This window comes from Microcoleus sp. FACHB-68, assembly GCF_014695715.1.
In the GTDB taxonomy this organism is placed as follows: Bacteria; Cyanobacteriota; Cyanobacteriia; order Cyanobacteriales; family Oscillatoriaceae; genus FACHB-68.
In genome coordinates this window covers 515,249-538,005 of record NZ_JACJOT010000008.1, presented here as the reverse complement: position 1 = coordinate 538,005, position 22,757 = coordinate 515,249, and the positions used below count along the sequence as shown (strand labels likewise).

General features: G+C 45.6%; 17 protein-coding genes. 10 read left to right on the top strand and 7 right to left on the bottom strand.

All coding sequences use genetic code 11. The features are described from left to right. The 5 genes from pstA (at position 1) to H6F73_RS11180 (ending at position 4,405) form a co-directional block, all read left to right on the top strand. Positions 1 to 981, top strand: a complete 981-nt coding sequence (pstA, locus tag H6F73_RS11200) for a phosphate ABC transporter permease PstA (protein WP_347239518.1) — start codon at positions 1 to 3, stop codon at positions 979 to 981. A 510-nt stretch (positions 982 to 1,491) separates the two neighbouring features. Continuing rightward, positions 1,492 to 2,205 carry an MIP/aquaporin family protein gene (locus H6F73_RS11195; protein WP_242072419.1) on the top strand — a complete coding sequence of 238 codons (714 nt, stop codon included), beginning with the start codon at positions 1,492 to 1,494 and terminating at the stop codon, positions 2,203 to 2,205. A gap of 74 nt (positions 2,206 to 2,279) precedes the next feature. Next, positions 2,280 to 2,675 carry an arsenate reductase, glutathione/glutaredoxin type gene (gene arsC, locus H6F73_RS11190; protein ID WP_190758836.1) on the top strand — a complete coding sequence of 132 codons (396 nt, stop codon included), beginning with the start codon at positions 2,280 to 2,282 and terminating at the stop codon, positions 2,673 to 2,675. Between the two features lie 15 nt (positions 2,676 to 2,690). After that, on the top strand, positions 2,691 to 3,359 hold the full coding sequence (gene arsH, locus H6F73_RS11185) for an arsenical resistance protein ArsH (protein WP_190758835.1): 669 nt from the start codon (positions 2,691 to 2,693) through the stop codon (positions 3,357 to 3,359). A gap of 293 nt (positions 3,360 to 3,652) precedes the next feature. Beyond that, entirely contained in the window at positions 3,653 to 4,405 is a 753-nt protein-coding gene (locus H6F73_RS11180) for a response regulator transcription factor (RefSeq protein WP_190758834.1), read from the top strand. A 37-nt stretch (positions 4,406 to 4,442) separates the two neighbouring features. On the opposite strand, the gene H6F73_RS26540 is transcribed toward H6F73_RS11180, so the two are convergent. Next, a complete protein-coding gene (locus tag H6F73_RS26540) occupies positions 4,443 to 4,616 on the bottom strand; it encodes a hypothetical protein (RefSeq protein ID WP_242072418.1) in 174 nt (57 codons plus the stop codon). Here H6F73_RS26540 and H6F73_RS11175 point away from each other — a divergent pair. The 3 genes from H6F73_RS11175 to H6F73_RS11165 all read left to right on the top strand — a co-directional run bounded on the left by H6F73_RS11175 (position 4,610) and on the right by H6F73_RS11165 (position 9,407). Continuing rightward, positions 4,610 to 5,860 carry an ATP-binding protein gene (locus H6F73_RS11175; RefSeq protein ID WP_242072417.1) on the top strand — a complete coding sequence of 417 codons (1,251 nt, stop codon included), beginning with the start codon at positions 4,610 to 4,612 and terminating at the stop codon, positions 5,858 to 5,860. The genes H6F73_RS26540 and H6F73_RS11175 overlap by 7 nt on opposite strands. A 368-nt stretch (positions 5,861 to 6,228) precedes the next feature. Continuing rightward, positions 6,229 to 6,894, top strand: coding sequence for a phosphate signaling complex protein PhoU (gene phoU, locus H6F73_RS11170; protein WP_190758832.1), 666 nt, complete (start codon positions 6,229 to 6,231; stop codon positions 6,892 to 6,894). A gap of 248 nt (positions 6,895 to 7,142) precedes the next feature. Further along, entirely contained in the window at positions 7,143 to 9,407 is a 2,265-nt protein-coding gene (locus H6F73_RS11165; protein ID WP_190758831.1) for an alkaline phosphatase PhoX, read from the top strand. Positions 9,408 to 9,508: 101 nt separating this feature from the next. Here H6F73_RS11165 and H6F73_RS11160 read toward each other — a convergent pair whose 3' ends face one another. Further along, positions 9,509 to 10,855, bottom strand: coding sequence for a response regulator (locus H6F73_RS11160; protein WP_190758830.1), 1,347 nt, complete (start codon positions 10,853 to 10,855; stop codon positions 9,509 to 9,511). Positions 10,856 to 11,006: 151 nt separating this feature from the next. Next, entirely contained in the window at positions 11,007 to 13,580 is a 2,574-nt protein-coding gene (locus H6F73_RS11155; RefSeq protein WP_242072416.1) for an ATP-binding protein, read from the bottom strand. 550 nt (positions 13,581 to 14,130) lie between these two features. Here H6F73_RS11155 and H6F73_RS11150 point away from each other — a divergent pair. Further along, the gene (locus H6F73_RS11150) at positions 14,131 to 14,655 is read left to right on the top strand and encodes a RidA family protein (protein ID WP_190758829.1); all 525 of its coding nucleotides are present in this window, start codon (positions 14,131 to 14,133) and stop codon (positions 14,653 to 14,655) included. 238 nt (positions 14,656 to 14,893) lie between these two features. After that, complete coding sequence (locus H6F73_RS11145; RefSeq protein ID WP_190758828.1) at positions 14,894 to 17,188, top strand: heavy metal translocating P-type ATPase; 2,295 nt, start codon at positions 14,894 to 14,896, stop codon at positions 17,186 to 17,188. A gap of 43 nt (positions 17,189 to 17,231) precedes the next feature. On the opposite strand, the gene coaE is transcribed toward H6F73_RS11145, so the two are convergent. From coaE to cobA, 4 genes are all read right to left on the bottom strand, one after another. Further along, positions 17,232 to 17,966: a dephospho-CoA kinase gene (gene coaE / locus H6F73_RS11140; RefSeq protein ID WP_242072415.1), complete on the bottom strand. Its 735-nt coding sequence runs from the start codon at positions 17,964 to 17,966 to the stop codon at positions 17,232 to 17,234. Then, positions 17,944 to 19,110 carry a tetratricopeptide repeat protein gene (locus H6F73_RS11135; protein ID WP_190758827.1) on the bottom strand — a complete coding sequence of 389 codons (1,167 nt, stop codon included), beginning with the start codon at positions 19,108 to 19,110 and terminating at the stop codon, positions 17,944 to 17,946. The genes coaE and H6F73_RS11135 overlap by 23 nt, the downstream gene beginning before the upstream one ends. Before the next feature lie 270 nt (positions 19,111 to 19,380). Next, entirely contained in the window at positions 19,381 to 20,532 is a 1,152-nt protein-coding gene (locus H6F73_RS11130) for a tetratricopeptide repeat protein (RefSeq protein ID WP_190758826.1), read from the bottom strand. Between the two features lie 589 nt (positions 20,533 to 21,121). Beyond that, a complete protein-coding gene (gene cobA / locus H6F73_RS11125) occupies positions 21,122 to 22,678 on the bottom strand; it encodes a uroporphyrinogen-III C-methyltransferase (RefSeq protein WP_190758825.1) in 1,557 nt (518 codons plus the stop codon). Positions 22,679 to 22,757: the final 79 nt, after the last annotated feature.

Below are 22,757 nucleotides of genomic sequence, written 5' to 3'. Positions count from 1 at the left end.
ATGCAGAAAGCAGAATTAATTTCTCATTCTGCTTTCTTCCTTCTTCATTTTTCATTCTTAACTATCATGCCTGCCAACCCAAATCGCACCGCTTCTGGCTACCCTAGCAATACCCTAACGCGCTCACCTAATTCTCCCCGGACGCTGTTTGGGACGCTCATGACCGGCTTGACATTCTCTGCGGCTGCCATCGCCCTGCTGCCGCTCGTTGCAGTCCTTTCCTACGTCATTATCAAAGGAGCCAGCCGAATCAACCTGGGCGTCTTCACTGAACTGCCGCCGGTGGCATTACAGGCGGGTGGAGGCTTTGGCAATGCCATCCAAGGAACACTGATTATGGTGGCGTTTGGAGCGCTGATCAGCATTCCCGTTGGCGTCTTGGCAGCAGTCTATGTATCTGAATTTGCTGCCGGCACTCAGTTTGCGAGCTGGATTCGCTTTTTCACCAACGTTCTTAGTGGCGTCCCTTCGATCATTGTGGGCGTATTTGCTTACGGCGTCTTCGTACTCACGACAAAAAATTACTCAGCTTTCGCCGGCGGCTTTGCCTTATCCGTGCTGATGTTGCCCATCATTGTCCGAGCCACAGAAGAATCACTCAAGCTCGTGCCCCAGGAAACCAGACAAGGCGCACTGGGTTTGGGAGCCACTAACTTTCAAACGGTGGCGCGGGTTGTTTTACCGGCAGCCTTACCCGCCATTGTCACCGGCACCACCCTAGCAGTTGCTCGTGCGGCTGGAGAAACCGCACCCCTTCTGTTTACCGCGCTTTTCAGCCAGTATTACTTGCCAATTACGCAGAATGGAGTAGAAGCGTTGAATCAGCCGGCAGCTTCTCTCGCCGTTTTAGTCTATAACTTCGCCACTCGTCCCTACGAAAACCAGAAAGAGCTTGCTTGGGCAGCAGCGCTCATCCTCGTGCTGCTTGTCTTGCTCACCAGCATTATTTCCCGTTTCGCTACGGCTCGTAAAGTCTATTAACTCCTATCAATCTGTTAAGGGTTCATTGTTCAGGGTTTGTGGTAACTGCTATAAACCCTATTCAAAAAGCCAAAGTGATCATTCGATACTTAGTGCTTAAATATTGAATTTCATCGGAACTGATTTAGTAGTTTTGATTATTCTCGCTTTATACATAAGTTATGTAATTTTATATAACATACCGTCATTTATTTAAAAATTTTATACAAAAACGCTATCACGTTATATCAATTTATTTTGAAATAGCTAATTGATAGAGGGCGCATAGCAAAAAAATTAGTTTTATGAAAAGCCCCAAAGCTACGTTTTAGCAAGGATTATCTATATTTATCAATTTTTATTTAAATATTTTCATAAATCAATTTTTATTGATATGATAACTTTGTGCGCCTTAGAAAGGATATTGGGGCCGGGACAGTATTTGAAGGCAAGGCTCAGCTTAACTTGACGCTAGGCGAGTTCTTACGCAAACAAGAAAAAGTCTAATCATAAAAGCTGCGGATACATCAGATGGGCAAAAAGTCAGACTTTAACATGGCTTTACAGAAATCGATTTTTTACTGCTGGCGAGAGGCGCTTGCAGAGGGTATCGGTACGTTCATTCTGGTGTTTGCCGGCACCGGCGCAGTCATGGTAAACCAACTTAGCGGCGGTGCTGTTACTCATCTTGGGGTTAGTTTCGTCTTTGGGGCAGTTGTGGCCGCTTTAATTTACACAATGGGACATCTCAGCGGCGCTCATTTCAACCCTGCTGTGACTCTGGGTTTTTGGATAAGCGGTTATTTTCCCAAACACAAGATACTGCCCTATATTTTGGCGCAGTGCATCGGTGCGTTTGCCGGCTCAACGGTGCTGCTAATTGCGTTGGGATCGGTTGCCAAACTGGGGGCGACTTTGCCACTCAACGGTAACTGGTCACAATCTTTTGTGCTCGAAACTATTCTCACCTTCATCTTGATGCTGGTCATTTTAGGGTCTGGCCTTGATCGCCGCGCTCATATTGGCTTTGCCGGCTTAGCGATTGGGTTAACAGTTGGAATGGAAGCAACTTTCATGGGTCCTATTACAGGAGCAAGCATGAATCCCGCCAGATCGTTTGGCCCCGCCTTAGCTGCCGGTATTTGGCAGCATCATTGGGTTTATTGGGTTGCACCTATTTTAGGAGCGCAACTTGCTGTGCTGGTCTATCGGCAGCTTTCTCAGGGATTTCAAGATATTAAATGAAACCCAGAAAGTTCTGTCAATTAGTTACGCCGCTATCTCCCCTATTATCTAATAACTAATCTTTAAAAACAGCCATGAAACGAGTGATGTTTGTTTGCAAAAGAAATTCCTGCCGTTCCCAGATGGCAGAGGGATTTGCCAGAACCTTGGGAAAAGACAAAATTTCTGTCACCAGTTCCGGATTGGAAGGCAGCAGAGTTCATCCCACCGCTGTGGAAGTTATGTCTGAAATCGGTATTGATATAACCGATCAAACTTCCAAACAGTTAAGTGATTTTAATGCAGAAAACTATGACGCGGTGATTTCCCTATGCGGCTGTGGTGTTAATTTACCAGAAGCTTGGGTGCTACGAGACGTATTTGAAGATTGGCAACTAGACGATCCAGATGGACAGCCGGTGGAAACATTTCACCGAGTGCGGGATGAAATTAAGGAAAGAGTCGCAAAACTCGTTGAAACTCTCAGTTAAAGAAGGCTGATTTCTATGACAACTTTTGATCATCCGCCCAGAATTTTATTTTTGTATGGCTCTTTACGAGAGCGTTCTTATAGCCGGCTCTTAGCAGAAGAAGCCGCTCGAATTCTCGAAGAATTTGGTGCGGAAGTCCGGTTTTTCAACCCTCTTGAATTACCAATATACGGCAGTGTAGAAGATACACATCCCAAGGTGCAGGAGTTACGAGAATTGAGCTTGTGGTCTGAAGGTCAGGTGTGGTCGAGTCCTGAGCTGCATGGCAATATTAGCGGCATTATGAAAAACCAAATTGATTGGATTCCCTTAAGTATTGGGGCAGTGAGACCCACTCAAGGAAGAACCTTGGCTGTGATGCAAGTAAGTGGGGGTTCTCAGTCTTTTAATGCCGTTAATACGCTGCGAATTCTGGGGCGATGGATGCGGATGTTCACCATACCTAATCAGTCTTCTGTTGCTAAAGCTTATCAAGAGTTTAATGAAGATGGCACGATGAAGGATTCACCTTATCGAGATCGTCTCATTGATGTTATGGAGGAGCTTTACAAATTTACAATGCTCCTGCGTGATCAAGTTAATTACCTAACAGATCGCTACAGTGAACGTAAGGAGAAAGCAGCGCAGCAGACGCTTGTGGTAGCCAATCGTGCCCTTGAAATTAACGCTGGGAAAAATACTTAAGGATTTATCTGCAAGAGTTCGGCGCTAGCAGCCGGTCAATAAGCCGTTACCCGAAACTAAGTGCTGAGTGCTGAGAGGGAGAGCGGGTTATAAAAATACACCAAGTTTGAAGCGCTGAGATTAAATTTGGATTAAATAGCGAATAAGATGTGCCTTAGCTTCAGAATTAGCCGACTTGAGGAATTTGTGAACAGTCTGTTCATGATCATTTAAAAAATTTCTTGCCTAGATCAGCCAGGGTTAATATTTTATTGTATGAATGGGGGTGGAACTAAAAACAACGCTCCCTAATTATGTTCTCTATAGACTCCATGAAAAGCCCATCGATGCCAGATATAGGGCAAACAGGCCGAGTTTTGGTGGTTGAAGATGAAGACTTGATCCGCGATATGCTGGTTTTAGCGTTAGAAGGGGAAGGCTACGCAGTAACCAGCGCGATAGATGGGCGAACGGCCATGTCTTTGCTCTACGAGATTGAGCCAAGGGCGGGGGAATTACCCTTTGACTTGATTGTTCTCGATTTAATGTTGCCCCAGGTCAACGGACTCGATCTGTGCCGATTGTTACGTCATCAAGGTTATGCCGTACCGATTTTAATATTGAGCGCCAAGGGGAGTGAAACTGATCGCGTTTTAGGGCTAGAAGTGGGAGCGGATGACTATCTAACCAAACCCTTTAGTATGCGCGAACTCATTGCCCGGTGTCGGGCGTTGTTGCGCCGGCAGCGCTTAAACTACTTACCTCAGCCGTCGGTGTTGCAATTTGGAGACATCACCCTTTATCCCCAAGAGTGCCGCGTCATCGTGCGGGGCGAAGAACTCACCCTCTCGCCCAAAGAATACCGGCTACTGGAATTATTCATGAGTTATCCCCGCCGGGTTTGGTCCCGCGATCAATTGCTCGACCAAGTTTGGGGGCAAGATTTTATTGGCGATAGCAAAACCGTAGATGTTCACATTCGCTGGTTGCGCGAGAAAGTCGAGCGAGATCCCAGCCAGCCAGAGTACGTCATTACAGTCCGAGGCTTTGGCTATCGGTTAGGTTAGTTGTTAGTTATTAGTTGTTAGTTGCCTTTTGGGGAAACTAACCTAACCGCTGACCACTCACCCTTAACCACCAAAATGGCTCTAGTCGCATTTTTCTTGGGTTTAGCTCTAGGGCTTGGAGTGTGCCTGTCTCAACGGCTGTGGCTTCACCGGCAGCTTCAACGACTGCTTGCAATCTTGCCAGCTGATGACGTAGGAGATTCCTTGCCAAGCCTGGTTCGCTTGCGGCGATCAATCGTCCAAGCAAACATCGAGCGGCAACAGCTAGAAGTGCAACTGCAATTATGGCGGCAACTTCTCCAAGTCGCACCGATGGGCTATTTGCAAGTTGATGAAGAAAATCAACTGCTCTGGTGTAACGAGCAAGCGCGACAGCTGTTAAATATTCAAAACTGGGAGCCTGAACGGTCGCGTTTGCTCCTCAAAGTCGTGCGTTCCTTTGAATTAGACGAACTCATCGAGCAAACCCGCCACCAGCAGCAGCAGTGTCAGTGTGAGTGGGTGTTCCATCCTGCTATTTCCGATGCTGAAGCTCTGAGCCGGCAGCGATCCACAACTTTGCGCGGGTACAGTTGGCCGCTGCCAGATGGCCAAGTAGGAGTGTTCTTAGAAAACCGGCAAGACTTGGTAACACTCGCCCACAGTCGCAACCGCTGGGTGACAGACTTAACCCATGAACTCAGAACCCCCCTAACCTCCATTCGTTTAGTTGCAGAAGCCTTACAGGAACGTCTGGAACCGCCGATGCGGAATTGGGCGGAGCGGTTACTTTTAGAAACGAACCGACTGATTAAGCTGGTACAAGACTGGCTAGATTTAATTCAGATTGAAGCAGATCCGAGTAAAAACCTCACGTCTAGACCCTTAGAACTGCCGGTTTTAATTCAATCAGCATGGCTGACTTTAGAGCCGCTTGCCAAACAGAAACAACTGGATTTTGCCTATTCTGGCCCTGACCGGCTGGCCCTCGTAGCAGACGAGTCCCGTCTGACCCAAGTCTTCCTCAACTTATTCGACAACAGTATTCGTTACAGTCCGCCCCAAAGTACCATTCAAGCGAAGATTGTCCTGCTGCCTTCTCAGAACGCTCCCACCCATGTCCAAATCGATATCTTTGATTCAGGCCAAGGCTTCCCAGAAGCAGATTTACCCCATGTTTTTGAGCGATTGTATCGCGGGGAGCCATCACGTTCACGCAGCGTTTCTGACTACCAGAAAGACACCGCAAATCCTGCCGGCAGAGCAACAGATAGAACCTCTCAGCAGCAGCCATCCAGCAATTCCCAAACAGCGGCAACCTCAGTGAGTGCCGGCAGTGGACTCGGTTTAGCGATTGTTCGGCAAATCGTCCTCGCTCACGGCGGTTCCATTACTGCCCACAACCATCCGGAAACCAGAGGCGCTTGGCTACAAATCCATTTACCCTATGAAGAAGTAACTGCCAGAAGGAGTTAAGACTGCTTTGCAGTTTTTGTAGCGTAAATTACTATTTATCACAGGCCGGTAGCAGAAGATTAGGATATTTCTGACTGTGGATGCCTTTAAGGAAAAACCTTCATAACCAAGTTCTTCCTTTGTCTAATTGCTTTTTCTATCTTTAGATTAATTCTATCTTTGTAAATTTCAGTTATTATTGTAGTTTGTAACGCATTGAGGCTATAAATTTGCTGAAAGTTATTTCCCTTTGCTTACGGCTGAGCTACTGAGCGGGTCAGGCTTTGACCCATGAGCAGGCGCTTGCTGTACTTGAAAATGCACTCTCTAAAAGAGTGGAGTTACGCTGCATATAGTCGTTCTTTTTATAGTTTTTTAAAGTAACTGGCGTGAATTCAGCTTCTTCTAATCAAAATTGTGAGAGAACCCATTTTGAGCGCCAGATTAAGCGTTTAGAACGGGATGTTTTGCGGATGGGTGCTTTGGTAGAAAATACATTTCGCCTGAGTCATGAAGCTCTGTTTAGTCGAGATTTGTGTGCAGCGAAGGAAATTCCTTTACTAGATAAGCAAATCGATCAATTTTACCGGCAGATAGAATCAGATTGCGTGCTGATGATGACGCTTCAAGCACCGGCAGCCCAGGATTCCCGCTTGTTAGGGGCGTTTATGCAGCTGGTGCGAGATTTAGAACGCATCGGTGATTATGCAAAAGATTTAGCAGAAATCGCGATTAAACTGTTTCCCTATGCCACCCAGCCTTGTATGCCGCAAGTGGCAGAAATGTCCCAGCACGCACAAGCCATGCTGGCAATGAGTTTGGTAGCTTTAGCCGATTTAGATGCTGAGGCGGGAAGGCAGGTAAAAGAGCAAGATTCTACCGTCGATGATGCCTACGAAAACCTTTATGACACTTTAGCCCACCAGCGAGATATTAAAGGGGTGGTTGAACCGATTCTATTGCTGACGCTGGTAATCCGTCATTTGGAACGCATGGCCGATCATGCGACCAATATTGGTCAGCGAGTGGCTTATATTGTTACAGGACATCGTTAACCTCGGCATTACCAAAAGATTAATTCTGCCTACACAGGAAGTTTTAAAATAGAGGTTGTTTTTTGCGTTCGCATCGCCTGACCGCCATTTTGCATAGCCTTGCATTCGGGCAGCAGTTTTGCTCAGTTAAAACTCTATCAATTTTCCGGATAATTAATTGTTATGTAAAAATCTGCCGTCTCACTTCTAAAATTGTTTCAGATTAAAAACTGCACCAGCTATCAACTCATCTAAAATTACAAATCAATATGAGTGTTAAACGTCGGGATTTTTTAGTATTTCTGGGAAGTGCTGCCGGCGCAGTTGCCTTGAATTCCTTGCAATCGTGTGGGCCAAATTCACCCACACAGACTTCCTCTCAAAACGCTCTGAAACGGCTATTTCTGCCCGTTAAAGGGCCGATGCCGCTGTTCACAGATGGGGTTGAGCCGGCCAAACAACCGCAAGCCTATAGCACCTATGAAGTGGCGGATGACCTGGTTTTGCCAGATGGTTTTACCTATCAAATTATTGCCGCTTGGGGTGATAAAGTCGGGGATTCCCGCTTTGGTTATAACAACGATTACCTATCCTTTGTGCAAACCGGCCCTGATGAAGGTTATCTAACAATTAACTTTGAATATATTAGCGAACGTCCTTGGCTGCAAAGCTTTCAACAAGTAATTGGCAAAACCCTACCTTTTGAGGAAGTAGACGCTGCTGTTAAAAAAGCCGGTAAAGATGGGCTAAATGCCTTTGCACTTGCGGATAGTGACCCGATCAAAGTTAAGATTCGGGAAATTTGCAAAGAAGCCTTAATTGATCAAGGAATGGGAGTGATTTCCTTGCGCCGGCAACCAGACGGCAGTTGGGAAAGAACCAATTCCGCAGCGGATCGGCGAATCACCGGCATCTCAGGATTAGAAGATGGGCGTTATCTGAAAACAACCGGCCCAGCAGTGGCGATTTTTAAGAAACAGCAAGGGCAAGGCTATATTGATAAATTAGGTGATCAAATTATTGGCACCTTTGGTAACTGTGCCGGTGGAACAACGCCGTGGGGAACGGTTTTAAGTGGGGAAGAAAACTTTCAGTCCCAAGTCCCTGAACCCGTCTATCCTGATGGCACATCTTATCCGCCGGCAGAACTGCCTTTCAACACAGCAAGTCTCGACGCACAAGGCAATGTATTTGGACTTGCCGGCAACAAATATGGTTGGATCGTAGAAGTAGACCCGGCCAATCCTAAAGACTATGGCACCAAACATACCTGGTTAGGACGCTACCGGCATGAAGCCGTCGGCGTACGCGTAGAAGCCGGTAAACCGCTTGCCTTTTATTCCGGCTGTGATCGCCAGGGTGGACACGTCTATAAATTTGTTAGCAAAGATGCTGTTAGCAACCCCACCGACAAAGCCAACTCCAAGTTACTAGCAACCGGCCAACTATACGCCGCTAAATTCAACTCAGACGGCACCGGCAGTTGGATTCCCCTAAAAGCAGATACTGCAGTTAATCCTGATCTGCCTAACAATATTATCGGAAATAGCCTCTTGCTACCTTATCGGGAACCGGGAAACGTGACAGTGGGCAAGCAGAGAAACGAGAACGAATCTCAACCCCCAAAATCCTCTAATCCCGGCACAAATCCTTATATTCAAGTTGAAAATAACGAACAAGTTACCCAGTTTAAACAGCAATTTAAAACTTTGGGGGATTTGTACACCGGCAACCCGGAAGAGAAACAAGGGGCAATTTTAATTGATGCTCATTATGCCGGCAACGCTGCCGGTGCCACCTGCACAGCCCGCCCGGAAGACACGGAAATCGCGCCTGATGGGTCACTGTACATCACCTTTACTGCCGGCCTTTCCGGGAAAGAAGGCGGGCCAGATCAGCGCATTTTTAAAGGCCCGCAAGGCGAAACGCCCTATCCTTACGGCTGGATCATGCGCTTAGAGGAAGAAAACAATGACCCTGCTGCCTCAAAATTTAGCTGGAAAATGGCAGCAACCGGCGGTGAACCGGCTGGCGGTGGCATGGGATTTTCCAACCCAGATAATCTGTTAATTGATCCGAAGGGCAACATCTGGATGGTGACAGATATGGGCACCGGCGGACATAATAAAGCCGTTCCTAGCCGTGTAGAAGCCGGTAAACCTGTAGAAACTTCTAAAATGCTTGGTTTATTTGGGAACAACTCAATTTGGTATATGCCAACCTCTGGGGACGATGCCGGTAAAGCATTTTTGTTCGGCTGTGGGCCAATGGATTGCGAAACCACAGGGCCATTCTTCACAAACGATCAACAGACATTATTTTTAGCTGTGCAGCATCCAGGGGAAGCAAAGGGCATTCGCCAGAACATGGCAGCAGAAACGCGAGAATTTGCCATGCTAACCACTGATGGCAAGCAATTCATGCAAAAGCGTCAAGTGCCAATCGGTTCCAACTGGCCCGGTAAAGGTGCCAACGATCCACCCAAACCAGCCGTCGTGGCGATTCGTCGCACAAATTCCCAACCGATTATCTAAATTACCTCGAATTAGCCTATCCGTTAGGGTGGGAGTTTTCAGTTTGAGCCGGTTATGTAGTTGTTAATATCGGTGATGGAAGCAGGATAGTGCTTTTTTAATCACATTACTGTGGCAAGCGGGCATGAGTTTTCTTCCCCTAACCGATCTTCTCCCTCTTGCCTAATCGGAAGGGTAATAATAAACTCTGAACCTTTTCCCAATTGCGACTTAACATCTAGCTTGCCGCCATGCTTTTCAACAACAATTTGATAGGCGATTGATAATCCCAGCCCAGTTCCTTGACCTACGGCTTTTGTCGTAAACAGATGCTGAAATACTTGACTTTGAACTTCATCCGACATTCCTATCCCATTGTCTTGAATCCGAATTAAGACCTGTTCACCATTATCTGAACACTCTGTCTGGATGATAATTCGATTAGGATGAGCCTTAATTTCCGCAAAAGTGCGTCCCCAGTTGCTCTCTTCCAAAGCATCGATAGCATTTGCGATCAGATTCATAAATACCTGATTGAGTTTTCCAGGGAAACATTCAATTTTAGACAAATTTCCGTAGTTTTTTTCAATAAGAATAGCTGGACGGGTGTTATTTTCTTTTAATCGATATTTCAAAATCATGAGGGTGCTATCAATCCCCTCATGGATATTAAAGGAAGTCGGACAATCACTATCTGACCGGGAAAACGTGCGTAAACTGGTGCTGATATTCCGAATCCGCTCAATGCCTTCCTTCATCGATAAAATTAAATTAGGAAAATCTTCTTTCAAATAATCTAATTCAAGGGATTCGACGGCCTCTTGAATTTCAACAACTGGATTGGGATAGTGTTGTTGATAAAGTTCAATTAAAGATAGTAACTCGGTAACATATTGTTCAGCATAGTCAAGATTGCCGCTAACAAAGCCAACTGGATTATTGATTTCGTGAGCCACGCCGGCTACTAATTGTCCGAGTGTAGACAATTTTTCTTTTTGCACAAGCTGCAATTGAGATTTTTGTAATTGTTCGAGGGCTAAGGAAAGTTCTGCGGTTCTTAAAGAGACTTTCTCTTCTAAGTTTTTGGTTAAAGAGTGAAGCTTGAGATGAAGTTTGACTCGCGCTAAAACTTCAATTTCTTGAAAGGGTTTTGTAATGTAATCAACTGCGCCGGCATTAAAGCCTTTAACTTTATTTTCGATATCAGAAAGCGCTGTCATGAAAATTATGGGAATCTCAAACGTTTTTGGATTTTCTTTTAACTGCTTGCAAGTTTCAAAACCATCGATTCCTGGCATCATCACGTCTAGCAAGATCAGATCAGGTAAACTATACTGAATTTGTTTGAGTGCTCGTTCCCCATCAATCGCGATGGCAACTTCATAACCGGCATCGCTCAAGACTTCAGACATGACTTCTAAATTGGCAGGCGTATCATCGACGACTAAGATTAAGGTGGGTTCAGACATGGGTAGTAGCTCAAATCAGTTTATAAGAGTTAGGGAGTTAATATTTTCGCAGTCAATCATTAATTTGCACAAATTTTGGAAGTTTTTTGCCTGCTCTCTATCATTTTTAGCTTCAAAATTTGAAAGTTTCAAGTTTTTTAAAGAAGAATTGTCAATTTTGTTGCATTTCTATACATCTTTTAATTAAAATCTCAATTTTTTCTCCCTGAAATTTCTGTGATAATTGCATAACTTCTTGAACAAACTGCCCATATTTTAGATCTAGTTTTTCAATTTCTTTCGCTTCCTCTAGGACTTTTTTCAGCCGCCCTTGTTGAACAAATACCAGCATTTTATTTAAAGATTCTAGAGGGGGAGCCGTAATTTCCATTTCTAGATTTTTGAGTCCTGTTCTTGTTGAGGATGATATTAAATTAGAATAAAATTCTGTGGCTGATGTTTCATATTTCCAGCTAATCGCCAGATGTTTTTCTAATACGTGGAACAACTCATCTACTTGGAGAGGCTTAGCCAGAAACTCATCTCCTCCTGCTTCGAGACTTTTTTGCCGCTCAGTCACTGAAACAGAGGCAGATAAGACGATAGTTCTTATAGCTTTGAGTGGCTCTAAATCACGCAATTGCTGCAACATTTCATATCCATTCATAACCGGCATTAGAATATCTAAGATGATTAAATTGGGGAGCGATTCGAGCGCTTTTTCTAACCCTTCTTGACCATTTTCAGCCTCTATAACTTCAAAGCCTAGCGGTTCCAACAAATTCACCAATACGGAACGATTTTCCCACTTATCGTCTACAACTAAAATGATTTGACGATCTCCATGATAGCCAGCAATTTTTTTTCCATCTATTGCTAGTGTATCCTGTCTCCACCCATAGGCTAGGGGCAGATCAACTTCAAAAGAAAAAGTGCTGCCGGCACCCACTTGGCTTTGCACCTGAATTTGGCTACCCATGAGGTTAACAATGTTATGGCTAATTGCCAATCCTAATCCTGTCCCTTCGGCGCGGCGCTTTCGATCTCCCACCTGTTCAAAAGGCATAAAGATTTTGTCTACTTCTTCGGGACTGATGCCAACGCCGGTATCCTCAATTTGGAAGCGGATTTTATATAAATTTTGAATAAGTTCAATTTCCTGAATCTCGAACGATTGAAGTGCCAACCTGCTAGCTTCTACTTTAAACGTAACGCCCCCCTTATCTGTGAATTTAATCGCATTGCCCAAGAGATTAATCAACACTTGGCGTAGCCGCTTTTCATCGGTATGAATGGCTTCCGGTAGGTTAGATGCCGGCAAATAATTGAAATATATTCCTTTCTGTTCCGCTTTAATCGAGCAAATTTCTTCGACACATTGAAGGAAGGAAGGAAAATGAAAATCACTCTTTTCCAGTTCCATTCGCCGCGCTTCAATTTTCGACAAGTCTAAAATGTCATTAATTAAAGTCAGCAAGTGGGAACCACACTGGTAGATAATTTCCAAGCCATCTTGTTGCTTTGAGGTCAGGTTTTTACTGCGTTGGAGAATTTGAGCGTAACCCAAAATGCCGTTGAGAGGGGTACGCAATTCATGACTCATGTTAGCCAGAAATTCACTTTTTGCTTTGTTAGCAGCATCTGCTGCTTTTTTAGCCGCCTCAGCCGTGATCTTTGATTTTTTGAGTTGGGACTGCTCAAAAGATTGTATCTGCCACAAAACTGCAATCATTGTGCCGGTTAGTCCTAGTACAACGACTGCGATTAAGTCGAGGGGACGAAGTTGCGCTTCAATATTTTGCCGGGGAATCACTAAAGCAACCGACCAATTGGCTTGGTCAAGCGGCATATAGGCGACATATTGCTGCTTCCCATCAATCAAAATTAGCTGGATGCCCTGTTGCCGATTTACCATATTTTGGGCGATCATCGCCAAACTTGAATCTGGCAGCTTTAAGAAACTAGGGGCGGGTTTTTCTAAGGTAGACATCAATGCTGGATTGGGATGAACAATCGCTTCTCCATTGGAATTGAGCGCAAAAGCATAGCTGTCTTTCCCATATTGCAAATCATTGACTACCTCAACAACTTTGTTAATATTAATCACGCCATTGATGGCACCAATAACCTTTCCCAAAGGCTTTTCAGGTACTGCAATGCCCGACCAAACAGGGACTGCATAAGCGACGATTTTCTCTCCTACAGGGACGCGGGCAATTAACGGATTAGACAAACTACTCGTTCCTGCCATTGCTCCCTGAACGTGTTTACGATCTTTGAGGTTGATGCTTCCTTGAGGCTGATCCTTGAGGGTGGTGTACAGGAAACCCTTCGCATCAATCATCCCAAAATACATAAATTCAGGCAGACGCTGCTGTTCCGAAAGCAGATACGGCTCTATTTTTTCCCAATCCATCGTTCGGAATATTGGGTTGTTAGCGCTGGACTCTAATGCAGCCTTGTATTTCGCAATCCAACTGTCAATTTCTTGAGTCCCTTCTTTAACCCCTAAAAATGCTTTTTCCTTCAAGTTTTCTAGCATCAGGTTCCGCACGACCTGATAGCTATAATAAGCACATAGACTGACAATTAAAGTTGTCCCGCCAATAATCAACCGCATCACCAAGTTTTGGGGCGTTGGCGCTGCCTCTTCGCGAGGGTTTCTTTCTTGCAGATCTCGACGTCGCCACCCGTGATTAAGCTTCTGCCTATTTGTCAGTTGCTGAAGTTGCCGTATGACAGTCATAGCTCGTTAATTCGCAGATGACAGTGAATGGTTTTATTTTTCCCCGTCACTGTGCTCAAATGCACAAGTGCGGTGTAGTAATCATTAGGGGAAGGTCTAAGCTATTTACAGGTACAACAAAGCTAGCGCAAGTACAGTCTGCAAAACTGTGGATCTTAAAGTCTCTCTTAGAGTGGGCGATTAGGCCAGTGGGTTAAGAAATACAGAACGCAGGAAAAAAGCAGCGTTAGTAATTTTATATTATACAGAAGAACCCGCTTATATTTACAGAACAGAAAATGATTTTAAGCTTCAGCGTGGGCTGAGTGCAGACGTATCGCCTTTTCAACTTCAAATCGTTATCTAAATTCTGTGACTGGAATCTTTGCTGTTGAAGCCTGAGCCATAAAAAAAAGTTGTTTTTAAAGAAAACTAAATCCTAGAAATCCCTTTCTCAACCCTATTGCTATTCCGCCCTTCTCAAACTGGAAAGAATTCTTAACGTTAGCAGCTAGCAGTTTAGGGGCAAACTGATCGGTAACATGATTTAAACTCACAAGGAGTTGATCAAATGAAAAGTATTAGCCGAGTTAAGCCAATTCTGCTAGTTGTCGGAATTGTGGCAACGTTGCTGGCTTTCGTGTGGCGAGTCGATGCAGCGGAAATAGTACGTTACCGGCTTGACCCCAGCTCACCTTATGTCAATCAGTTTTTAGAATCGGTTGCGGTTCCTGGTAACAAAAGCTTGCTATTTCTAAGCGGTATGGTGCCGCCGGCTATCAATCAAACTGCCGATCCAAATACGCCTCAAGCCTATGGAGACACGAAGACTCAAACCAGAAATATTCTCACCAATATTCAATCAATTCTTCAGAAGCGCGGATACTCAATGGGTGACGTGATTAAGGTACATGGATACTTGGTGGGTGATCCAGCGCTCAACGGAAAAGCCGACTTCGGCGCGTTTCAGGAAGCTTACGCTGAGTTTTTCGGCAATAACCAACAGCCTGAAATACCCGTACGAACGCGTACACAAGTGACCCAATTAGTGCAGCCGGGATGGTTGGTTGAAATCGAAGTGACAGCAGCTAAGTAATTGGGGGCGTTAAGATAGGAGCTTCACCGGCTTTATTTTATAGCGGTTCTCAACGCGTGGTGATATTGCCAATACCGGCACGCTTAAAAAAAATCAACAAATTGCCATTTAGGCAACCAGCCGGCACATAGATTTAGTTAAATTATTGAGCATCGCCCACACACTGCCGGGATGAGGCTTCTTGTCCCCTAAAGTCCCAATCCCGGCAACTAAAACCCCCTTCTGGAAAGTTTCAACAATGGAAACGCTCTATCTGAAAGTCAAAGGCATGGGTTGTGCTGCTTGCGCCGGCAGAATCGAGCGAGTCATCCACTCGGTTAGTGGCGTTGCTGAATGCAATGTCAGCTTTGGTGCGGAACAAGCTACTGTTCAATACAATCCCACCCAAACAAATTTAGAGCAAATTCAGCAAGCCGTAACAGATGCGGGATATGGAGTACAGCCGGTTCAGGAAATGAGCGGCGAAACCCTGGATGCTGAACGGGAGGAACGAGAAGCCGAACAAGCGGATCTGTTGCGCCAAGTGGTGATCGCCGGCTCGATCAGCTTCATGCTAACGGCAGCGACGGTGCAATTACTCACAAAGTGGCCACTGCCGGTGCCGGCATGGCTGCATAGTCCTTGGAGTGGCCTGATGCTGGCGACGCCAGTGATGGTCTTTTGCGGTCAAATCTTCTTCCAACGGGGCTGGAAAGCGGTCAGAAGTGGCGCTGCGGACATGAACACATTGATTGCCACCGGCACCGGCGCGGCGTTTTTATACTCGGTGTTTGCCACGTTTTTTCCGCAATTTTTTGCTAAGCCGATGATTAATGGCAGTGTGCCGGTATTGTCATGCGGCGATCTTTACTATGATTGCGTCACCGTCATTATTACCATGATTCTCTTAGGCCGGCTGCTAGAAAGTCGGGCGAAATCTCAAACCTCCCAAGCGATGCACAAACTCATGGGTTTGCAGGCGAAGACAGCGCGAGTCATTCGTGAGGGAAAAGAGATGGATATTCCCGTTGCCGCCGTTACCGTGGGTGAGGTGATTTTAGTCCGTCCCGGCGAGAAAATTCCCGTGGATGGCGAAGTCATCGAGGGAAACTCGATGGTAGATGAGGCGATGGTGACGGGGGAAAGTATGCCGGTGAAAAAGCAATTTTCCGATGAAGTTATTGGGGGAACCATTAACAAAACCGGCAGCTTTAAATTTCGAGCAACGCGAGTTGGACAAGATACATTTCTGGCTCAAATTGTGCAGATGGTGCAACAAGCACAAGGATCAAAAGCGCCGGTGCAACACTTGGCAGATCGGGTAACGGGAGTGTTTGTGCCGGCAGTGATGGTCGTCGCGCTTTTAACTTTCATCGTGTGGATTAGTGCGACTGCTGACTTAAAAATGACCGTCAGTGCAACGGTCGGTGTTTTAATTATCGCCTGTCCTTGTGCCCTAGGTTTAGCAACTCCGACATCTGTGATGGTGGGAACCGGCAAAGGTGCAGAAAATGGCATTTTGATCCAAGATGCTGAAAGTTTAGAACTTGCCCATAAAATTCAGACAATCGTGTTAGATAAAACCGGCACTCTGACTGAAGGAAAACCAACCGTTACGGATTATGTGACGGTTCAAGGGACAGCCTGGGGCAACGAAATTAAACTTTTGCGCTTAGCGGCAACAGTTGAGCGAAATTCTGAGCATCCGCTAGCAGAGGCAATTGTTCAATATGCCAAGTCTCAAGGGGTCGAGTTTCCCTTGCCGGCAGCGGAGAAATTTGGGGCAATTGCCGGTGCCGGTGTAGAGGGTTTTGTGGCAGGGCAATTTGTGCAAATTGGCAACTCTCGGTGGATGAATGATTTAGGAATTGAGACGGAGAAATTACAAATTCATCAAGATAAATGGGAAGCTGCCGGTAAAACCACTGCCTGGATTGCAGTTGATGGGAAAATTGAGGGATTAGTGGGAATTGCAGATGCTCTCAAACGTTCTTCTGCTGCCGCTGTCAGGGCGTTAAAAAGTATGAATTTAGAAGTTGTAATGCTTACCGGCGACAACCGGCAGACAGCGGAAGCAATCGCTCAAGAAGTTGGCATCAGTCGCATTTTTGCAGAAGTGCGTCCTGATCGAAAAGCGGAAATTATCAAATCGCTTCAGATGGAAAAGCAAGGAATTGAAAATCGAATTGTGGCGATGGTGGGAGATGGAATTAATGATGCGCCGGCTTTAGCTCAAGCTGATGTGGGAATTGCCATCGGAACGGGGACAGATGTGGCAATTGCTGCAAGTGATATTACTTTAATTTCTGGGGATTTAGCCGGCATTGTCACAGCAATTCAGTTGAGCCGCGCCACAATGGCAAATATACGGCAAAATTTGTTTTTTGCTTTTGTTTATAATACTGCGGGTATTCCCATTGCTGCTGGGGTGCTTTATCCATTCACGGGTTGGTTGCTTAATCCAATTCTTGCCGGTGCGGCAATGGCTTTTAGTTCAGTTTCTGTTGTAACAAATGCCCTACGTTTGCGGAATTTTAAGCCACGAATTAGTTAAAACTGTTCATATCAAAACTTGAGAAAAAAGCAGAATGTGACTGTTAGGGTAGAGGTTGCCGGTTTAAAGCACTATCAACCTGTTGTAGGAGGTTTTCCAGGGTTGATGAATTATCTAAAACCACATCAGCGCGAGCGCATTTTTCCTCAATCGGCATTTGACTATTAATTCGGGCTTGCGCTTGTTCTAAAGTTAAGTGATCGCGCTGCATCAGTCGCTCTAGTTGATGTGCCGGCGCACAGGAAACCACCCAAATTTCTGTGACTAAATCTGTCATATTCGATTCAAACAGTAAAGGCACCACTAAAATAATGGGAGATTTTGAATTTTCCCCTTGACAAATATAACTTTTAGATGAATTAATTAAGCGTTCACGCACATAAGGATGAATTTGTAGCTCTAGCCAGCGGCGTTCATCTGGGTTATTAAAGATGATTTGGCCGAGTTTTTTGCGGTCGAGATTGCCATCAGATAGCAGGATATCATCACTATAACGTTCGCTAATTTGTCTCAAAATCGGAGAATCTAAATTAACCGCTTCACGGGCATAAATATCAGCATCAAATACCGGCAATTTGTGGGTATTGGCAAGATAGTTAGAAACCGTTGTTTTGCCAGTGCTAATGCTGCCGGTGAGACCGATGATGCGCCTAATGAGTGCTGAGTTTTGAGGGGTTTGTGAGTTTTGAGGGTTGAGTTTTGAGGGTTCAGTTGTAACCGGCTCGGAATTTGCCGGCATAAATTCGCTAGGGTGATTACTGGATAGTTTTAATGGCATCTACAACCTCTTGGTATTTTTCAGTATTGCCAAGTTTTTGATAAAGTTCTGCGGCTTTGCTTAAATCCTGACGTGCCCTTTGCTTATCTTTCAAAGCAAATCGTGCCATTCCTCGGCTATAGTAAGCACCGGCATCCTCAAAATTCATCTTAATAGCCTGATTGTAATCTTCAATTGCTGCCTGAAAATTGCCGAGTTTAGAACGTGCATTTCCTCGGTTGCTGTACGCATCGGCAAGACTGGTGTTTCCCCAATTACTATCCGCTTTAATCGCCAGATCATAGGAAGAAAGCGCATTTTCATAGTCTCCCAAATCCATAAAAGCATTACCCCGGTGGAACCAAGCCAAAGAGTAATTGCGATTTTGCTGCAATGCTTGGTCATAATCGGTAATCGCGCCTTGCTTGTCTCCCAAGGCAAAACGAGAACGTCCCCGGCTAATGTAAGCACCGGCATCACTGGGATTAATCTGAATCGCTTGGGTGTAGTCTGTCAGCGCCGCTTGATGATCTCCTTGCAAAGCGCGAACCACTGCCCGGTTTTGGTAAGCAAGGGCGTTATTCGGCTGTAGCTGAATCGCCTTACTATAATCGGCAATTGCCCCTTCATTGTTTCCCAGCCGGCGATGCGCCAAACCCCGCCCGTAGAAAGCTTCAGCGAGTTCTGGATTGAGCTGCACTGCCCGATTATAATCCTCAATCGCGCCCTCATAGTCTCCCACCTGAGCACGGACATTTCCCCGGTTGTAGTAGGTGCCGGCAAAGTTGGGTTGCAGCTCAATTGCTTTTGTGTAATCCGCAATCGAGCCGATTAGATCGTTCACTTGTCGGCGAGTGACTCCCCGGTTAACGTACACTTCTGCCAAATTGGGATTCATCTCGATTGCTTGGGTAAAGTCCTCAATCGCCGCTTGATAATTTCCCTGCTGATAGCGACTCACCCCCCGCTCGTTGTAAATTCTTGCTTCGCTGGAACTGCCGAGCTGAGCCAGAAAATCGCTAGTTGATTGAGCTATACTCGGTGCCGGTGGCATTAGCGCCAGTATCATGCCGGCTGCAATACCGGCTCCCAAGCAATACCATTTTTGATGAATTTTAGCGATCTTTGGCAGCATTTCTAGGGTTCGCAACCGATAATAAATCATAAGAAATCAGTATATTTTTTAACAGTTTAACGATCAGGTTTCAAACGCGTTGAGCAACAGGAAACAAAACATAAAGCTCCAAAATAAATTTTTGGTATAGCGTTTTGCCAGTTCCCAAAACACACCGATAGTATAGAGCGGGTTTGATAGAGAGTTTGTTCCTTTAAAAACAGCTATCCTTTCCTAAACCCGCCCCTACAGTTGGCCTATACCTTCGAGATGTGAAAACTGCGATCCACTCCGGCACTGTCTTCTCTTTTTCACTCGCTACTATTGCAGCTTTTGAATTTGAGCCTGTGCCCTTTGGTAAGCATCCCTATCGCCTTGTTGTTTGTAGATATCCGCAGCTTTTCGTAGATCCTCAATTGCTGTAGGATTTTTCCCTAATTTGCTGTGAGCCATACCCCTGTAATAGTAAGCATCCGGATTATTCGTTTCTATCTGAATCGCTTTGGTACAATCGACAATCGTTCCTTCGTAGTCTGCAATCACAAAGCGAGCGACACTTCGCCCCATATAAGCATTGGCATCGTTGGAGTTATTCTGGATCGCTTTAGAAAAATCCCCAATTGCGCCTTGATAATCCTTGGTTGCGTAACGGGCGTGTCCTCGCTGGCGGTAAGCGGCGGCTTCCTTGGGATTTCGCCCAATCACCTCGGTATAATCAGCGAGTGCTGCTTTGTAGTCAGCGAGGGCGTAGTAAGCATTACCTCGCTGTTGGTAAGCACCAACTTCTTCGGGATTTCTTTTAATTGCTTCGCTGTAATCAACAATGGCTGTTTTGTAGTCTTTTAGAGCGTAGTGGGCATTGCCCCGGCGCTGGTAAGTTTCGGCTTTTTCAGGATTTCGCTCAATCGCTGCAGTGTAATCAGCAAGCGCTGCCTGATAATTTTTGAGGGCGTATTGGGCGTTCCCTCTGCGCTGATAAGTATCAGCTTCTTGGGGATTTTTTGCGATAGCTTCTGTGTAATCTGCAATTGCTGCCTGATAGTCTTTAAGGGCGTATTGGGCGTTGCCGCGCCTTTGGTAGACATCTGCTTCGTTGAAATTTCTTTTAAGCGTTTCAGTATAGTCAGCAATTGCGGCTTTGTAGTTTTTGAGGGCATAGTAGCTATTTGCCCGTTGGTAGTATGCGCTGGCATCATTAGGATTTGTCCGCAAGGCTTGGGTAAAGGCTTTAATTGCTGCCTTATAATTTCCTTGCTTCAGGAGTTCGATCCCACGATCATAGTTAGGATTCGTGCTGGGAGTTGCGGGTGTTTCCGCTGGGTTCGGTACGGTTGGCGTCGCGGCTGGTGTCGGCTGACTGATCGCTGCTGTCGGCGGTGTTAGGGCAAGTGTGCCGGCAACGACAGCCATTCCTGCCAGCCCGTAGAAAAATGTATTAAACCGGGAAAATTCCCCTTTCATGTGTTGCGGCATAGCATATCTGATAAGCGATTGTTGCTTTTATTGGGTAAGGGTGGCTAATACGGGTTCTAGGATATTGTCTATCAAAGATATTCCCGCCGGCATCGTTTTTAGCTTCCTCTGAGACTGTGTGGGGGCGTTTTCCTCACTCGTCAATAAGAGGGCTAAATCACCGGCTTTAAAAAAGAGGAAGTGCCGGCAGGAATTGCATCTCTCTGATTTTTCTAGTTTTCCCTAGTTGAATCGATTTATCTCACCCGCTCATAAAAAATTAAACTTTGCTGGCAGTTGAAAAGAGGCATTCAAATTTTTAGTTTGTTAGGTTTTACATTTGAGCCGACTGCTATTCAGGTAAGATTTAAGGGGGATTTTGTAATTTTTAACCACAGATGATAGCGCAGCCTGCCGTTAGGCGTAGCCATACACAGAGGATAGCGCAGCGAGCCGTTAAGCGTAGCGTGCCGGAGGCATAGGCATACACAGACGATAGCGCAGCGTGCAGACGGCATATACAGATGAGTTAAGGGTCAGCGGTTTAATGGATTGGGCGCGGAAGTTTCTTTGACTTGTTTGTTTGTCTGCCGGCATCATTCAAATAAGTTCAGTTTCTTTGCGCTTCTATTATGGCTTGGCACAATCCTTCTATTGTGTATTCTTGAGCTTCTATATCGACGCGCCCTAGAAGTTCTTTACAGGTTTTGGAAGTTTGTGGCCCAATTGAAGCAATACAAACACCTCCCAATAAATAGGTAATTCCGTGAGTTTCTACACCAGCTTTTTGTAAAAGTTGGTAAAAATATTTCACTGTTTTGGAACTGGCAAAGGTAATGACATCCACTGAATTTTGTTGCAGCGCTTCCCAGGCATCGGCGGCAATTACGGCAGGACAGCGTGACTCATAAGCGGCGACTTCGACTACATTTGCACCTTTTGCGGTGAATTCTTTTACAAGCACTTCTCGCCCGCCGGTTTCTACTCTGGGAAATAGAAATTTTTTGCCTTCGACGCTTTCCGGGAAATAATCAACTAGGGCATCTGCAACAAAATTGGGCGGAATGAAATCAGGCTGCAAATAGCGTTGTTTAAGGCTGGCTGCTGTTTTTTCACCAACGACAGCAATTTTAAGGCCGGCTAAATCGCGGGCGTCTTTTTTTAAAGCAATTAATCGCTCGAAAAAGTAGTCTACGCCGTTGGTGGAGGTAAGAATTAACCAGTCAAATTCCTTTAAGTTTGAAATGGCGTGATCTAACGCTTCCCAAGAGGAAGGGGGGCCAATTTCGATAGCCGGCATTTCGATAACTTGTGCGCCAACTTTTTGCAAGCTTTCACAAACTTCGCTTGACTGGCCGGCAGATCGGGTGACTAAAATGGTTTTATTGCTTAAAGGCTGTTGCAAGTTAAAATCAGTTTTCTGCTGCTGATTTTCCGAATCAGGTAATTGCAAAAACTGCCGGAGACGCACAACTTCTCCAATGACAATAACTGCCGGCGGTAAAGATTTACCGGCTGTTTGCTCAAGAATATCGGCTAAGGTGCCGGTCCAAATTTGTTGTTGAAGATGGCCGGCCCAGCGGATAATGGCAATGGGGGTTTGCTGAGGTTTTCCATGCCGCTGAAGTTGGTAAATAATTTCGCTAAGCTGGCGTCCTCCCATTAAAATTACTAAAGTTTCTATACCTGTGAGTGTTTGCCAGTCTAATTCAGCCGGTTCGTGGGCGCTTAAGACGGCAAAACATCGGCTTAAAACTGGATCTGTGAGGGGAATTCCTGCTAGTAAAGGTGCTGCTAGGGCAGAAGAAAGTCCGGGGATGACTTCAAAGGAACAGTCGGTTTCTATTAGTGCTTGGATCTCTGAGGTGCAGCGGCCAAAAATAAACGGATCGCCGCTTTTTAGCCGCACAACTTGTTTTCCTTGCCGGCATTGTTCCACGAGTAGCCAGTCAATTTCTGCTTGCGGGGTGCTGGGTTTTCCTCCGCGTTTGCCGACATCAAATAAGGTGGCGTTTGCCGGCACTAATTGCAGCAGTTGCTCATCTACAAGTGCGTCATAAATTAATACTTCTGCTTGAGCGAGCAATTGTTGCGCTCGCACGGTGAGGTAGGACGCACCTGCCGGTCCTGCACCTACTAGATAGACTTTGCCCCCTGATTGTGTCATAGCGCTTTCCCGCTGAGTTTTTAGTGCTTTTGTCAACATATCAGGGTATTGAATAGCCGGCAAGCTTTAGGGTACGGTT

Excerpts from the sequence above, each read along its gene's own strand:
- pstA (WP_347239518.1), top strand. The coding sequence starts at position 1 with ATGCAGAAAGCAGAATTAATTTCTCATTCTGCTTTCTTCCTTCTTCAT.
- H6F73_RS11195 (WP_242072419.1), top strand. The coding sequence starts at position 1,492 with ATGGGCAAAAAGTCAGACTTTAACATGGCTTTACAGAAATCGATTTTT.
- arsC (WP_190758836.1), top strand. The coding sequence starts at position 2,280 with ATGAAACGAGTGATGTTTGTTTGCAAAAGAAATTCCTGCCGTTCCCAG.
- arsH (WP_190758835.1), top strand. The coding sequence starts at position 2,691 with ATGACAACTTTTGATCATCCGCCCAGAATTTTATTTTTGTATGGCTCT.
- H6F73_RS11180 (WP_190758834.1), top strand. The coding sequence starts at position 3,653 with ATGTTCTCTATAGACTCCATGAAAAGCCCATCGATGCCAGATATAGGG.
- H6F73_RS11165 (WP_190758831.1), top strand. The coding sequence starts at position 7,143 with ATGAGTGTTAAACGTCGGGATTTTTTAGTATTTCTGGGAAGTGCTGCC.
- H6F73_RS11160 (WP_190758830.1), bottom strand. The coding sequence starts at position 10,855 with ATGTCTGAACCCACCTTAATCTTAGTCGTCGATGATACGCCTGCCAAT.
- H6F73_RS11155 (WP_242072416.1), bottom strand. The coding sequence starts at position 13,580 with ATGACTGTCATACGGCAACTTCAGCAACTGACAAATAGGCAGAAGCTT.
- H6F73_RS11150 (WP_190758829.1), top strand. The coding sequence starts at position 14,131 with ATGAAAAGTATTAGCCGAGTTAAGCCAATTCTGCTAGTTGTCGGAATT.
- H6F73_RS11145 (WP_190758828.1), top strand. The coding sequence starts at position 14,894 with ATGGAAACGCTCTATCTGAAAGTCAAAGGCATGGGTTGTGCTGCTTGC.
- coaE (WP_242072415.1), bottom strand. The coding sequence starts at position 17,966 with ATGCCATTAAAACTATCCAGTAATCACCCTAGCGAATTTATGCCGGCA.
- H6F73_RS11135 (WP_190758827.1), bottom strand. The coding sequence starts at position 19,110 with ATGATTTATTATCGGTTGCGAACCCTAGAAATGCTGCCAAAGATCGCT.
- H6F73_RS11130 (WP_190758826.1), bottom strand. The coding sequence starts at position 20,532 with ATGCCGCAACACATGAAAGGGGAATTTTCCCGGTTTAATACATTTTTC.
- cobA (WP_190758825.1), bottom strand. The coding sequence starts at position 22,678 with ATGACACAATCAGGGGGCAAAGTCTATCTAGTAGGTGCAGGACCGGCA.